The 13,182-nt window shown below is 65.3% G+C and carries 12 protein-coding genes; 6 read left to right on the forward strand and 6 right to left on the reverse strand.

Annotated elements, in window-relative coordinates; all coding sequences use genetic code 11:
• Positions 1 to 242: 242 nt before the first annotated feature.
• Both NGM28_RS07140 and ampC read right to left on the reverse strand, forming a co-directional pair.
• Positions 243 to 866: a glutathione S-transferase family protein gene (locus tag NGM28_RS07140; protein WP_252089411.1), complete on the reverse strand. Its 624-nt coding sequence runs from the start codon at positions 864 to 866 to the stop codon at positions 243 to 245.
• Between the two features lie 3 nt (positions 867 to 869).
• A complete protein-coding gene (gene ampC / locus NGM28_RS07145) occupies positions 870 to 2,009 on the reverse strand; it encodes a class C beta-lactamase (RefSeq protein WP_252089413.1) in 1,140 nt (379 codons plus the stop codon).
• Positions 2,010 to 2,176: 167 nt separating this feature from the next.
• On the opposite strand from ampC, the gene NGM28_RS07150 reads away from it, so the two are divergent.
• On the forward strand, positions 2,177 to 3,166 hold the full coding sequence (locus tag NGM28_RS07150; protein WP_252089415.1) for a bile acid:sodium symporter family protein: 990 nt from the start codon (positions 2,177 to 2,179) through the stop codon (positions 3,164 to 3,166).
• Position 3,167: 1 nt separating this feature from the next.
• On the opposite strand, the gene NGM28_RS07155 is transcribed toward NGM28_RS07150, so the two are convergent.
• Together NGM28_RS07155 and NGM28_RS07160 are read right to left on the reverse strand one after the other, a co-directional pair.
• Positions 3,168 to 3,890, reverse strand: coding sequence for a DUF899 domain-containing protein (locus tag NGM28_RS07155; RefSeq protein ID WP_252089417.1), 723 nt, complete (start codon positions 3,888 to 3,890; stop codon positions 3,168 to 3,170).
• Between the two features lie 187 nt (positions 3,891 to 4,077).
• Positions 4,078 to 4,731, reverse strand: a complete 654-nt coding sequence (locus tag NGM28_RS07160; RefSeq protein WP_252089419.1) for an HAD family hydrolase — start codon at positions 4,729 to 4,731, stop codon at positions 4,078 to 4,080.
• 205 nt (positions 4,732 to 4,936) lie between these two features.
• On the opposite strand from NGM28_RS07160, the gene moaB reads away from it, so the two are divergent.
• Positions 4,937 to 5,476 carry a molybdenum cofactor biosynthesis protein B gene (moaB, locus tag NGM28_RS07165; protein WP_252089421.1) on the forward strand — a complete coding sequence of 180 codons (540 nt, stop codon included), beginning with the start codon at positions 4,937 to 4,939 and terminating at the stop codon, positions 5,474 to 5,476.
• 8 nt (positions 5,477 to 5,484) lie between these two features.
• Positions 5,485 to 6,675, forward strand: coding sequence for a molybdopterin molybdotransferase MoeA (locus tag NGM28_RS07170; protein WP_252089726.1), 1,191 nt, complete (start codon positions 5,485 to 5,487; stop codon positions 6,673 to 6,675).
• A gap of 115 nt (positions 6,676 to 6,790) precedes the next feature.
• On the opposite strand, the gene NGM28_RS07175 is transcribed toward NGM28_RS07170, so the two are convergent.
• Positions 6,791 to 7,441, reverse strand: a complete 651-nt coding sequence (locus NGM28_RS07175; protein ID WP_240063125.1) for a helix-turn-helix transcriptional regulator — start codon at positions 7,439 to 7,441, stop codon at positions 6,791 to 6,793.
• 229 nt (positions 7,442 to 7,670) lie between these two features.
• On the opposite strand from NGM28_RS07175, the gene hisN reads away from it, so the two are divergent.
• Both hisN and NGM28_RS07185 read left to right on the forward strand, forming a co-directional pair.
• On the forward strand, positions 7,671 to 8,462 hold the full coding sequence (gene hisN, locus NGM28_RS07180) for a histidinol-phosphatase (RefSeq protein ID WP_252089423.1): 792 nt from the start codon (positions 7,671 to 7,673) through the stop codon (positions 8,460 to 8,462).
• 278 nt (positions 8,463 to 8,740) lie between these two features.
• The gene (locus NGM28_RS07185) at positions 8,741 to 9,691 is read left to right on the forward strand and encodes an AraC family transcriptional regulator (RefSeq protein WP_252089424.1); all 951 of its coding nucleotides are present in this window, start codon (positions 8,741 to 8,743) and stop codon (positions 9,689 to 9,691) included.
• Positions 9,692 to 9,791: 100 nt separating this feature from the next.
• Here NGM28_RS07185 and NGM28_RS07190 read toward each other — a convergent pair whose 3' ends face one another.
• A complete protein-coding gene (locus NGM28_RS07190; RefSeq protein WP_252089425.1) occupies positions 9,792 to 10,490 on the reverse strand; it encodes a pirin family protein in 699 nt (232 codons plus the stop codon).
• A gap of 186 nt (positions 10,491 to 10,676) precedes the next feature.
• Between NGM28_RS07190 and NGM28_RS07195 the strand changes: the two genes are divergently transcribed.
• Positions 10,677 to 13,181, forward strand: coding sequence for a UvrD-helicase domain-containing protein (locus NGM28_RS07195; protein WP_252089426.1), 2,505 nt, complete (start codon positions 10,677 to 10,679; stop codon positions 13,179 to 13,181).
• Position 13,182: the final 1 nt, after the last annotated feature.

A 13,182-nucleotide genomic window follows, 5' to 3' on the forward strand; every position in this document is an offset into this window, starting at 1 on the left:
TGTAGCGCACTAACCAAGGCTGCTACAGCAGCATCGCAACAGGGGCTTTCTCACGCTGCCTTCTGGGCAGTTTCCCTCTCCACGGACGGCCTGCGTTACCGCGCAGGCCGTCTGGAACACCCTTGCCACCGCTCCCGATCGGGGAGACGGCCTCATCATGCACAAGGGCCGGGAAGGGCGTCAACAGTTTTGTAGTGAATATTTTTTAGCACTACATCTTGTCGGACAATCCTGCTTTTAGTTCATGGGGTTCCATTGTCGCCGTGCTCAAGGAAGCCCGCGCGCAGGCGCAGGCGCGCGTGATACGCCTCCAGCGCCGGCAGGGGCGGGTGCTCCAGCGGCGTGCGGCGCCAGCGGTTGAGCGACAGGCCGATGGCCACGTCGGCCAGGCTGAAGTCGCTACCAGCCACGTACGCGTTGGTGGCTTGCAGGCGCTGTTCGAGCAGGCGCATCCGCGCGGTCCACTGGGCGCTCGCTGCGGCCAGCAATGCAGGGTCCTGGTGCGCGGGGGATTGGCGCACCAGGGACATGAACGGGTAGCGCCAGGCGTCGTTGAGGTCGGTGGCCTGCCAGTCCAGCCATTGGTCGACGGCCGCGCGGGCGCGCGGCGCGGCAGGGTAGAGATGGGCGCCGCCATGCTGGTTGACCAGGTAGCGCAGGATGCTGTTGGACTCCCACAGCACGAAGTCGCCATCAACGATCACCGGCACCATGGCGTTGGGGTTCAGGGCCAGGAACTCCGGCGTGTCGGTGGCCTGGAAGCCGCTGCCCCAGTCTTCGCGTTGATAGGGCAGGCCCAGCTCGGTGCAAGTCCACAGCACCTTGCGCACATTGATCGATGACGCCTTGCCGAGGATTCTCAACATGTTTCAGCGCTCCAGGCTGGCGAGGATGCGTTGGGCGGCGCGCACGCGTTCCTCGTTGGGGTAGTTGCGGTTGGCGAGCAGGACGATGCCCATCTGCTTGGAGGGCACGAAGGCGAGATAGGCGCCGAAGCCGTTGGTGGCGCCGGTCTTGTTGTACCAGGCGGCGGGCTCGGCGGGAAGGCTGGGGACCAGGGCCTTGGTGGCCTGGGGCTCGCGGATCATGTTGGCGCCATTGCCCGCCAGCAAGGTGTCCAGGGCCACCGGATACGGGTAGCGCTCCCAGCCCAGGCCCTGAGTCATGGCGCCGACCTGGAAGTAGCCACCGTGGGTGATGGCAATGGCCTTGCGCAGCGCCGGGTCGAGTTCGTCCGGCCGCACCTGCAACTGGACGTAGCGCAGCATGTCGCTGGCGCTGGTCTTGATGCCATAGGCCTCGTCGGCGAAGGGGCCGGGGCCGACCCGCACCGGCTTGTCGGCGGCGTCGTAGCCCTGGGCATACAGCCCGCGAGCGCTGGCCGGCACCTCCAGGTAGGTGTGGTGCAGGCCCAGCCGTGGCAGCACGTCCTGGGTCATCACTTCGGCAAACGGACGTTGCTGCGAGCGCGCCGCCAGGTTGCCGAACAGGCCCAGGCTGGGGTTCGAGTAGCAGCGCATGGTGCCGTGTTCGAAGCGGCGCTGCCATTGCTGGTAGAAGGCCAGGACCTGTTTGTCGGTCTGCACCTCGTCCGGGAACTGCAATGGCAGGCAGTCGCCGCTGTAGGCCCCCAGCTCCAGCACGCTGGCGCTGCCGATCGCAGTGCCGGCCAGGGCCGGCTGGTAGCGGCTGGCGGGCGCGGCGAGGTCGAGCTTGCCTTCGGCGCTGGCCAGGGCGGCGAGGGTGGCGGTGTAGGTCTTGCTCACCGAGCCGACCTCGAACAGGGTGTCGCGGGTCACGGCCTGTTTTTCCTGCTTGTTCGCGTAGCCGTAGTTGAAGTAGTGCGACTCGCCATTGACGTAAACGGCCACGGCCATGCCGGCGATGCCTTGTTCGCGCATCAGCGGCTGGATGACGCCATCGACTGTTGACTGCAGGTTGTCGGCCAGGGTCGGCAGGCTGACCAGCGCCAGGGTGGCGGTGAGGCAGAGGTGGCGGGTGTGTTTCATGGGAAAGCAGTCCTTGTCGAATTGCGCTGCGGGAAAATGCCGGACACCGGCGGCCTGTGGCCTGCCCCGGTGTCCGTTGGGCGACATTGCCAGGGGTTCCGGCGTTAGCGCGGGAAAAGCGCAGACCTTATCGTCCGGGCTTGCACAATGACAAGACGGAATACGTGATGAAGTATTTGCGCATGCTTTTCGACAACTTCACCCTGGCGTTGCTCGGGGTGGTGTTCATTGCCACCGTGCTGCCCTGTTCCGGCGAAGGGGCGGTGTTGTTCGGCTGGCTGACCAACCTGGCCATTGGCCTGCTGTTCTTCCTGCATGGCGCCAAGCTGTCGCGCGAGGCCATCATCGCCGGCGCCGGGCACTGGCGCCTGCACCTGCTGGTATTCGCCTGCACCTTCGTGCTGTTCCCCTTGCTCGGCATGGCGTTCAAGCCGCTGTTCGTGCCATTGGTGGGCAACGAGCTGTACCTGGGGGTGCTGTACCTGTGCGCACTGCCAGCCACGGTGCAGTCGGCGATCGCCTTCACCTCGCTGGCCCGTGGCAACGTGCCGGCGGCCATCTGCAGCGCCGCAGCGTCGAGCCTGCAGGGGATCTTCCTCACACCGCTGCTGGTGATGATGCTGCTCGGTGCCTCCGGCGATACCGGCTCGGGGCTGGACGCCGTGCTCAAGATCACCCTCCAGCTGCTGGTGCCTTTCGTCGCCGGGCAGATCGCCCGCCGCTGGATCGGCGACTGGGTCCGACGCAATGCCCGCTGGTTGAAAATGGTCGACCAGGGTTCGATCCTGCTGGTGGTCTACACCGCTTTCAGCGAAGCGGTGGTCACCGGGCTGTGGCACAGCGTCTCGGCGCAGCACCTGGCGGGGCTGTTCGCCGTGTGCGGCATCCTGCTGGCGGTGGTGCTGCTGGGCACGCGCCTGCTCGGGCGCGTGTTCGGGTTCAACGTCGAGGACCGCATCACCATTCTGTTCGCCGGCTCCAAGAAAAGCCTGGCCACCGGCGTGCCGATGGCGCAGGTGTTGTTCGTCGGCGGGGGCATCGGGGCGATGATCCTGCCATTGATGCTGTTCCACCAGATCCAGCTGATGGTCTGCGCGGTGTTGGCCCAGCGCTACGCGGCGCGGGACCAGGCCAGCAACGAGGCAGTGGCATCCTGACTCATTTCGCGCAGCAGTGCGGCTTGGCGTCGGCGCCTTCGTAGCGGTCGTGGTGGCGCACCCAGTCCATCGTGCCCGCCTCGTTGCGCCCCAGCGGGGCCAGGTCGAGGAAGTTGTAGGCGTTGACCAGGATGTCCAGGCCGCGGGCGTAGGTGGAGTAGGTGTGATAGAGGCTGCCGTCCTGGTCGCGGTAGAAAGCGCTCAGCCCGGGCAGCTCGTTTTCGCTGCCCGTGTAGGGCTCGAAGTTGTACTGGGCCGTGCCATCGGTGGCGACGCTGACGCCGAAGTCCTGGTTGAATTGGCTGCCATGGGACGAGAACCAGGGGAAGTGCCAGCCCATGCGCTGGCGAAACGCCTGGAACTCGGCGTAGGGCGCGCGGGATACCGCCACCAGCGATACGTCATGGTGCGCCAGGTGCAGGTTGGCGCCGTCGAAATGGTCGGCCAGGAACGAACAACCCGGGCAGCCCTCCTGCCAGCCTTCGGCGAACATGAAATGGTAGACCAGCAACTGGCTGCGGCCGGCGAACAACCCGTCAAGGCCAAGCTCGCCGTCAGGGCCGTGGAAGCGGTAGTCCTGTTCGACGTTGACCCAGGGCAAGGCGCGACGGGCAGCGGCCAGTTCGTCGCGTTGGTGGGTGAAGGCCTTTTCGTGCAGCCACAGTTGTTGCCGGGCGGCGAGCCATTGGCTGCGCGAGACCACGGCGTGCTTTGGGTGGGTCATGGGGGCGACTCCAGGCTGAGGGGTTCAACCTGTGGTCGAATGGGATGGCGATGGAATCGACAGTGGCCTGTACGTGGCCGACGAATGGCGAGGGCCCGTTGGCCTGATACGACCGTTGCAGGAGCGGCTTCAGCCGCGATCACCCGCACAGCGGGTGACAGGCACCGCATCGCGGCTGAAGCCGCTCCTACATCTGCTCGATCAGCGCCCACAGGCGCGGATCATCGTAGTCCTCGATCACCAGCCGCGCCCCGGCCTCCAGCAGCCGCTCGGCAGGTTGCGTGGTCGCCAGCCCCACGGTGAAGATCCCGGCATCGACGGCCGCCTTGACGCCCGGCAGCGAGTCCTCGAAGGCCAGGGCCTGGCCAGCATTGGCCCCCAGGCGTTGCAGGCCGGTGAGGTAGGGCAGCGGGTCGGGCTTGGGGCGTTCCAGTTCGTCCGCGACCAGCACGTGCTTGAAGCGCTCGTCCAGGCCCATGGCACCCAGCATGTGCTCGGCATTCAGGCGCGGCGCATTGGTCACCACGCACATGCCGATGCCGTGCTGTTCGGCGTGCGCCAGCAGGTCGAGCAGGCCGGGCAGCGGCGACAGGCTGGGTGACAGCTCGCGAAACAGCGCCTCCTTGCGCTCCGCCAGCCTCTGGCGTTCGGCGGAGTCCGCGTGCGGGAACAGATCAGCGAACAGCAAGCTGTTGGAGCGCCCGCTCACCTGTGTGTCGAACTGCGCCTGGGTCAGCGCGCGGCCATCATGGTCGTGCAGCAGCTTGCGGAAGGCCTGCAGGTGCAGGGTGTCGGTGTCGGTGAGGGTCCCATCGAGGTCGAACAGCAGGGCGGTCAGCATCGGGTATCCTGGCGAAACGGTTGCGGATGGAGGGTCTGCGGGATTCTAGCCGCAACCGTTGGCCGCATGTGAAACGATTCAGTGGTAACTGTCGCCGATTCGAGCGATAGAGTCGGCTTATGGGGTGGTGGGTACTATCGATTGGACGCCGGCGGTACAGATCTCTAGTTTCGCCAGCGTGTAATCGACTGCTTGAGCGCCAACGATGAATACCCGACCCGATGCCGTATTTGTTCCACTGAATATCGCCGTGCTGACCGTCAGCGATACCCGCACCTTCGAAACCGACACCTCCGGCGAGCTGCTGGCCAGCCGCGCGGTGGGCATGGGCCATCGGCTGGTGGCCAGGGTGCTGCTCAAGGACGACCTGTACAAGATTCGCGCCCAGGTGGCAGGTTGGATCGCCGATGATGACGTGCAGGTAGTGCTGATCACCGGCGGCACCGGCTTCACCGGGCGCGACAGCACCCCCGAGGCGGTTGCTTGCCTGCTGGACAAGCAGATCGATGGTTTCGGCGAGTTGTTCCGTGCGTTGTCGATCCTCGACATCGGCACCTCGACGGTGCAGAGCCGTGCCCTGGCCGGCCTGGCCAACGGCACCCTGGTGTGCTGCCTGCCGGGCTCCACCGGCGCCTGCCGTACCGCCTGGGAAGGCATCCTGGTGGAGCAGCTGGATGCGCGTCACCGCCCGTGCAACTTCGTGCCGCACCTGAAGGCGGCCAACCTGTGCGGGTCGCGCTCGTGAGCGCCTTGATGTCGGTCGACGAGGCGCTGCGCCAACTGCTGGCGCTGGCCAGGGCGACGCCGTTCACGGCCGTCGAGCCAGTCGCCCTGCGTCAGGCCGATGGTCGTGTGCTGGCCGAGGACCTGCTGGCGACTATCGACCTGCCGCCCTGGGCCAACAGCGCCATGGACGGTTATGCGCTGCGCCTCGACGATCTGCCGGGGCAACCCTTGCCGGTGTCGCAGGCCGTATTCGCCGGGCAGGCGCCGGGCCCTTTGCAGGCGAGGACCTGCGCTCGGGTATTTACTGGCGCGCCCGTTCCCGACGGTACCGACTGTGTGCAGTTGCAGGAGAATTGCGTGCTCGACGCGCAAGGGCGGGTGAGTTCGCTGACCCCGCTGCGTCGGGGGGACAACGTTCGTCCACAGGGCAACGAGATTCGGGCGGATGCGCCCTTGCTGGCTGCGGGCACGGTACTGAACCCGATTTCTTTGGGGGTGCTGGCCTCGCAAGGTATCAGCCAGGTGCCTGTGCTGCGCCGACCTCGCGTTGCACTGCTGTCCAGTGGTGATGAGCTGGCAGGTGAGGGCGCGGTGCTGGGGCCGGGGCAGATCTTCGACAGCAATCGCGTGGTGCTGGCCACGTTGCTCGAACGGTTGGGTTGTGACGTGATCGACCTGGGCTGTGTACCGGACGATCCGCTCCGGCTGCGCACGGCCTTGGTCGAGGCCGAAGGCGCCGAGTTGATCATCAGCAGCGCCGGGGTTTCGGTGGGTGATGCCGACTGCATCGGCGCGCTGCTGCGCGAGGGTGGGGAGGTGAAACTGTGGAAGCTGGCGATCAAGCCTGGCAAGCCGTTCACCTTCGGGCATGTGGGGGCGGTGCCGTTATTGGGGTTGCCGGGGAACCCGGGGTCGGCGCTGGTGACCTTCCTGCTGACGGCGCGACCCTACCTGCTGGCGCGGATGGGTGTCGTGCAGGTGGAGCCGGTGCGCGTGCCGGTAGTGGCGGGGTTCGCCTGGCCCAAGGCCGGCAAGCGCCAGGAGTACCTGCGGGTGCGGCTCGATGGCGGGCGGGCGCGGTTACTGGAGAACCAGAGTTCCGCGACCTTGCTCAGCGCGGTGCAGGGGGATGGGTTGCTGGAGGTGCCGGCGGGGGAGACATTCGAGGCCGGGGATGTGCTGGACTTCATTGCGTTTGCGGGCGTTGGGGTTTATTGACCTGTTGGATCGCGTTGTAGGAGCGGCTTCAGCCGCGATGACGGCAGCGCGGTGGCTGGCACCCGCTTCACGGGTGATCGCGGCTGAAGCCGCTCCTACAGGGCACGTATCAGATTCAGTCCCCCTGTGCGTACATCCAGCGCATCAACGAATTGCGCCCACTGATCCCCAGCTTGATCGCCGCCCGCCGCAGGTAGCTTTCGACGGTGTTGACCTTCAGGTGCAGGTGCTCGGCCTGCTGCGGCGCCGTGCGCCCGGCAAGCAGCCCCCTGCACACCTGCATCTCCCGCTCCGACAAGGTGATGTCGGCCTGGCGCAGGCGTTCGATGAAACGCTGCTCCAGGCTCTCCGGCTCGCTCGGCTCAGGTAGCGCGGGCTGCAGGGCACTGATGTGTTTCTCGAGCATGGGCAGCAACAGTGGGGAAATATCCTCCAGCCGACTGCGTTCGACGGCGGAGAACCCATAGCGCGGATCCGCGCGCAAGACCGTGATCTCATAGCGGTAGCCATCCTTGCGCCGCGCCAGGTGCAGGCGCGCCGGGTCGTCGAAGGCATCGCCCGGCTCGCCTGTGCTGAACACCGTCTCGCTGAGCAAGGTGGCGTCGGGGCGGGAAGAGCAGGTACCCGCCACCCGCATCTGGCGAATGAGGGTGGCGTCGATGGTCAAGTGGGTCTGGATCAGGTCGTGCAGCCGCTGGGGGAAGTGACGGCTGCCGGTACTGGCTATGACTTTGCCGATCTGCGGAAAAAGCAGGTGCGAATTCATCGTGTCATCCATGATGTGCTGTGGAACGAAGGCCCGTGCACGCCAGTAACCAGCATCCTTGGTTGGCGGCACGGCCGTTGGAGCTGCTTGCTATCCTAGTACAACGATTCAGTGACGGTTGAATGAAGCGCCAATAATGGCATGACAACATCGGTTGTTGCCGTGCCGCTTCGGTTCCACTGGCAGTCGGGTATGATGCAAGCCCTTTGCATACAACGAGGCCCGTTCCATGTCCCTGAGCGCAGAACAGATTGGCGAATTCCGCGGCTTCGCCGAACAGTTGGCCGATGCCGCTGCCGCCGCGATCCAGCCGTATTTTCGTGCAAGCCTGGAGGTCGAGGACAAGGGCGGGCGCCTGTACGACCCCGTGACCGTGGCCGACAAAGCCGCCGAGGACGCCATGCGCGCGCAGATCCAGGCGCGCTACCCGGAACATGGCATTCTCGGTGAAGAGCAGGGCGCGGCCGTTGGCAGCAGCCCGCTGACCTGGGTGCTCGACCCGATCGACGGCACCCGTGCCTTCATCACCGGCCTGCCGCTGTGGGGCACGCTGATTGCCCTCAACGACGGTACCCGCCCGGTGATCGGTGTGATGAACCAGCCGTTCACCGGCGAACGGTTCGTCGGTACGCCTGACGGCGCCTGGCGCAGTGGCACCCCCCTGAAGACCCGCGCCTGCACCGAGCTGGCCTCGGCCACGTTGATGTGCACCACCCCCGACATGTTCGACACCGGGGCGCGCCAGGCGGCCTTCCACAAGGTGGCTGGCCAGGCTCGGCTGATGCGCTACGGCGGCGACTGCTACGCCTACTGCATGCTGGCGTCGGGCTTCGTCGACGTGATCGTCGAGGCGAGCCTGCAGCCCTATGACGTGCAGGCACTGATGCCGATCATCGAAGGGGCGGGCGGGGTGATCACGGCATGGGACGGTAGTTCGGCGCAGCATGGCGGCTGCGTGGTGGCTTGTGGTGACAAGGCGCTGCATGCGCAGGTGGTGGAGATGCTGCGTCACGCCATGTGATGCTGGCCTCCTGAGCACCATCCAGCAAGCGGCCCAGGCCCTGTTCGATAATCGAACTTCGTGATCTGGGCCGCTGTTCGCTATCCGCCCATCGTTTGCCCCGGCCGCATTGCCTACAACCGGGCTTTTTGCTTAGTGTGGGCGCTATCAGCCGGCTGTCGACTGCGCCGACACACCCGTGGCGGCTGGATAGAATGACCGTGACCGACCGCGTCCGCAGCCCGCCCGGGCCGCAGCATACGGCGCCCATAACAATAACGATGGCGAGTGCCTTGCCCATGGAAAGCCGCCTGTTGAGCGAGCAAAGCTGCGTGTTCCACCGCGCCGACCCTTATGCGGTGTCCGACTACGTCAACCAGCATGTGGGCCAGCATCATATTGGCCTGTCCCGCACCACCCACCCCCAGGCCAGCCTGAGCCACCGCAAGTTCGCCGAACTGGACCTGTGCCGCATCAGTTATGGCGGCAGCGTGCGCGTCACTTCGCCGGCGCTGGAAACCATCTACCACCTGCAGGTGCTGCTCAACGGCAACTGCCTCTGGCGCGGGCACCAGCGCGAGCATCACCTGGTGCCGGGCGAGTTGCTGCTGATCAATCCGGACGACCCGGTGGACCTGACCTACTCCGAAGACTGCGAGAAGTTCATCCTCAAGGTGCCGGTGCATCTGCTCGACTCGATCTGCGACGAGCAGCGCTGGCAGCGACCCAGTGGCGGCGTGCGCTTCCTGCGTAACCATTATCGGCTGGAGGAGCTGGACGGCTTCCTCGGCCTGTTGGGGATGGTCTGCAACGAAGCCGAGGTCTGCGATTCGCTGCCTCGGGTGCAGGGGTACTACAGCCAGATCGTCGCCAGCAAGCTGCTGACCCTGATGAGCACCAATGTGCGCAGGGAATCGTTGGGCGGGGCGGGCCTGGAAAGGATCCTGGGGTACATCGAAGACAACCTGAAATCCGAGCTGAGCGCTGAAACCCTGGCCGAGCAGGCGAACCTGAGCCTGCGGTCGCTGTATGGATTGTTCGATCGACACTTGGCAACCACACCCAAGCAGTACGTTCGTCAGCGCAAGCTGGAGCGAGTAAGGGCATGCCTGGGCGATGCCAGTTGCGGCGTGCGCAGTGTGACCGAGCTGGCGCTGGATTATGGCTTCCTGCACCTGGGGCGGTTCTCGGAAAGCTATCGGCAGCAGTTTGGCGAGCTGCCGTCGGAGACCTTCAGGCGTCGGGAATGACGCGTGCTCGCCGGGACCCCTGTAGGAGCGGCTTCAGCCGCGACGCAGGCACCGCAGGGCCCGGATCGCGGCTGAAGCCGCTCCTACAAAGGGCGTGCCGTCAGGCCACGTCCACCAGCACGATCTCGCTGTCCTCGAGCGCGGTCACCGTCAACACGCTTTCCTGCTCGATCGCCACGCCATCGCGGGCCTTGGCCTGCAACCCATTCACCTCGATCAAACCTTTGGCTGGCACCAGGTAACCACGGCGCCCGGCGTCGAAGCGGTACTCGGCGCTTTCCCCGGCACGCAAAGTGGCGGCCACCAGTCGGGCATCGGTGCGGATGCGCAGGCTCTCTTCATCGCCCTCGCGGCCGCTGGCCAGAGTGACGAAACCTTCGCCACGCTCACCTTTGGGGAATGGCCGGGTACCCCAGGACGGCGCGTCGCCGACCTTCTCCGGAATGATCCAGATCTGGAAGATGCGCGTATCGACCTTCTCCAGGTTGTACTCGCTGTGGACGATGCCGCTGCCGGCACTCATCACCTGCACGTCACCCGCTTCGGTGCGGCCCTTGTTGCCAAGGCTGTCCTGGTGGGTGATGGCGCCTTCACGGACATAGGTGATGATCTCCATGTCGCGGTGCGGGTGCGGCGGGAAGCCACTGCCTGCAGCGATCAGGTCGTCGTTCCACACCCGCAGGTTGCCCCAGTGCACCCGTGCCGGGTCGTGGTACTCGGCGAACGAGAAGTGGTGGTGGGCATCGAGCCAGCCATGGTTGGCATGGCCCAGGCTTTCGAACGGTCGCAGTTGCAGCATGATGATGCTCCTCTGATTCGGTGGAATGGGGCCATGATGCGCGGCTTAAAGATCGAAAAAAAGCGTAAATATCGGCTAAATATGATCAATTAAACTGATGTTAAAAACGCTATACCACATGCGATTCATCGCCTAATTCACTGATCCATAAGCATTCGCTGGCGCTTTGCTGCGGATGAGGCGAACATGCCTGCTGTTTCGATTTTCAATGGAGTGACCGTGTCTCACGAGCATCCCCAGGCTCCGGCCGACCTGACCCCGCCCGCCCAACTGCCCTGGCTGCGCCGCCTCGCCGCACGCTTGCTGGGGCGCGGCCTGAGCCGGCTGCGGGCACAGCACCGCGACTCGTGGTTCCTCGGCCATGCCGACGGCTTGCGCAATGGCCATGCCGATGGCCTGCGTGACGGCTACGAGCGTGGGCGCGTGGAGGGCTACGAAGCCGGGCGCCAGGTGCTGGTGATCCGTGATAGCCGGCCCGACGGTTCGGCAGTGCCGGGCCGGGATGACAACCTGTTCGACGACTGGCGCCTGCCGTTGACGGCCGAGCTGAAGAAGCGCTTCAAGGCCGACGTGGCCCAGCGCCTGCCAGCCTCGGCCCAGCCCAGCGCCGCGCAGTGGAAGCTGATCTTCAGCGACACGCCGTCCACCTGCGTGGTGGCGGGAGCCGGGGCCGGCAAGTCGACTTCGCTGGTGCTGCGGATCTTGCTGTTGCGCCATTACCTGGGCTTCGAACTGGACGCCATGACCGTGGTGACTTTCACCCGCGAGTCACGCAAGGACTTCATCCAGCGCCTGCTGCAGGTGTTCGCGTTGTGGCAGGTCGAGCTGTCGCCCGCCCAAGGCCGTGAGCTGGTGCGCACCTTCCATTCACGCATCCTGCCGCTGGTGCGCAGCCTGCCGGGGTTCGCCCAGGTGCGTGCGTTCGAGACCCTGGGCAACGAGATGCCGGCGGGGGGTGAAGCCAATGCCGAGAGCAACCCGTTCGACCTGCGGCTGAACGATGCCCAGCGTCAGCAGCTCAACCTCTGCTACAGCGCGTTGCTGGCCGAAAGCCCTCGTTTCGCCGGGTTGATCGGCGTGCTGCGCCAGGAAGCCCTGTTGCTCAAGCCGCTGGACCCTGACCACCCGGATGTGCAGAAGCGCGCGCAGGTCACGCAACTGGCGGCCCAGCGCGACGAGGAACTGTGCGATGTGATCGAGGACCTGTGGTTCGCCGCAGGCGCCTGGCCGATCAAGGGCATCGAGCCCTGCCGCGACACGGTGCAGATTCGCGGCAGTCGTTTCCATGTGCAAGGTCGCCTGGAAGGGTTGGAGGCCTGGGTGGTCCTGGGTTTCGACCCGTCAGAGAGCGCCCAGTACCAGCGCCCCGGCGCCAAGCTGACGGTGCGGGCGGAGTGGGCGGTGAAGCGCACACTGCTTCAAGCTTTCTGTGATAAGCCTTTGATATGGCTAGACAATTATGCTTCGGCAAAACGCTTGGCGGCATCGCTCGCCGGCGATGCCATGGCCGGGCCGGGCTTCGAGTACAAGGTCAAGGGTGAACTGGCACCGGCCCCGTTGCTCGATGCCTTCGTCACCGCCGCCAGCTTCATCGAGAACCTGGGCCTGGATGTCAACGCCGCCGTGGCTGCCATGAACTTCCCCACGGGGGATAGCGATGCGGCATTCTTCGAGGCCCTGGCACTCTTCTGTAAAGCCCTGGAGGCGCACCTGATGGCCCAGTCGCCACCGGTGATGACCTACAACCGCATGTTCGCCTTGTTCGGCGAAAACAATCCGGAGAACCTGGCGCTGTTGCCCGACCCGCTGCTGCGCCCGCTGGCGCACCTGATGATCGACGAGTTCCAGGATGTCTCGCCGCAGATCGTCAGCTGGCTGCGCGCCAGCCTGGCGGAGATTCGTCGTCGTGGCCCGGGCATGTACACCGGACGCGTGGCCCAGCATTCGTCATTGATGTGCGTAGGGGACGACTGGCAGTCGATCTATGGCTGGCGTGGCAGTTCGCCGAAGTATTTCATGGAGTTCACCAAGGCGTTCCCGTCGCCTTCCAACACCCGAGTGATGCTGGTGGAGAACTACCGTAGCCAGCAGCACATCATCGATGCCGCGGAACACCTGGTGAAGGGCGCACCGGCGATTGCCGGCAAGAAGGCCCGGGCGAGCGGGCTGGCGGCCACGTTGCCGTTGTCGCCGGTGAAGGTCTTCGAACGGGACGAGGCGGCGTTGGCGCAGACCGTGATCGAGCATTACGAACGCGGTGAAACAGTGATGATGCTGTTTCGAAAAAGCAGTGATAAGTTATTGATTGAAAAAGAATTAATGCCGGTACTTAAAGTTGATTCTAGCTTGCCTTCAGCGCAGCGCCGCTTTCGTCAGCTGACCTACCACAGTGCCAAGGGGTTGCAGGCCGATGCCGTGTTCATGCTAGGCGACTGCCAATACCTGACCAGCTCGCCCTACAAGAACCAGGTGTACCGCTTGGCCGGCCTGGGTAAACCAGGGGATGCGCAGGCGTTCGACACGGCGCAGAAGGAGGAGGTGCAGCGCCTGGCCTATGTCGCGGTCACACGAGCGATCAGGCACTGCTACTGGCACGTGGAGAAGCCCAGCGGCGAGGCGGCGGGCCAGCCTCGCGCCTCGAGCCAGGTAGAGGCGCGGCAGGCCTTCTTCGAAGACCTGCGCGGCCAGTAGG

Source organism: Pseudomonas sp. MWU13-3659, assembly GCF_023757525.1.
GTDB lineage: Bacteria > Pseudomonadota > Gammaproteobacteria > Pseudomonadales > Pseudomonadaceae > Aquipseudomonas > Aquipseudomonas entomophila_E.

What these genes read in the sequence shown, in the direction of transcription:
- NGM28_RS07140 (WP_252089411.1), bottom strand. Translation starts at nt 866, where the DNA reads ATGTTGAGAATCCTCGGCAAGGCGTCATCGATCAATGTGCGCAAGGTG.
- ampC (WP_252089413.1), bottom strand. Translation starts at nt 2,009, where the DNA reads ATGAAACACACCCGCCACCTCTGCCTCACCGCCACCCTGGCGCTGGTC.
- NGM28_RS07150 (WP_252089415.1), top strand. Translation starts at nt 2,177, where the DNA reads ATGAAGTATTTGCGCATGCTTTTCGACAACTTCACCCTGGCGTTGCTC.
- NGM28_RS07155 (WP_252089417.1), bottom strand. Translation starts at nt 3,890, where the DNA reads ATGACCCACCCAAAGCACGCCGTGGTCTCGCGCAGCCAATGGCTCGCC.
- NGM28_RS07160 (WP_252089419.1), bottom strand. Translation starts at nt 4,731, where the DNA reads ATGCTGACCGCCCTGCTGTTCGACCTCGATGGGACCCTCACCGACACC.
- moaB (WP_252089421.1), top strand. Translation starts at nt 4,937, where the DNA reads ATGAATACCCGACCCGATGCCGTATTTGTTCCACTGAATATCGCCGTG.
- NGM28_RS07170 (WP_252089726.1), top strand. Translation starts at nt 5,485, where the DNA reads ATGTCGGTCGACGAGGCGCTGCGCCAACTGCTGGCGCTGGCCAGGGCG.
- NGM28_RS07175 (WP_240063125.1), bottom strand. Translation starts at nt 7,441, where the DNA reads ATGAATTCGCACCTGCTTTTTCCGCAGATCGGCAAAGTCATAGCCAGT.
- hisN (WP_252089423.1), top strand. Translation starts at nt 7,671, where the DNA reads ATGTCCCTGAGCGCAGAACAGATTGGCGAATTCCGCGGCTTCGCCGAA.
- NGM28_RS07185 (WP_252089424.1), top strand. Translation starts at nt 8,741, where the DNA reads ATGGAAAGCCGCCTGTTGAGCGAGCAAAGCTGCGTGTTCCACCGCGCC.
- NGM28_RS07190 (WP_252089425.1), bottom strand. Translation starts at nt 10,490, where the DNA reads ATGCTGCAACTGCGACCGTTCGAAAGCCTGGGCCATGCCAACCATGGC.
- NGM28_RS07195 (WP_252089426.1), top strand. Translation starts at nt 10,677, where the DNA reads ATGCCTGCTGTTTCGATTTTCAATGGAGTGACCGTGTCTCACGAGCAT.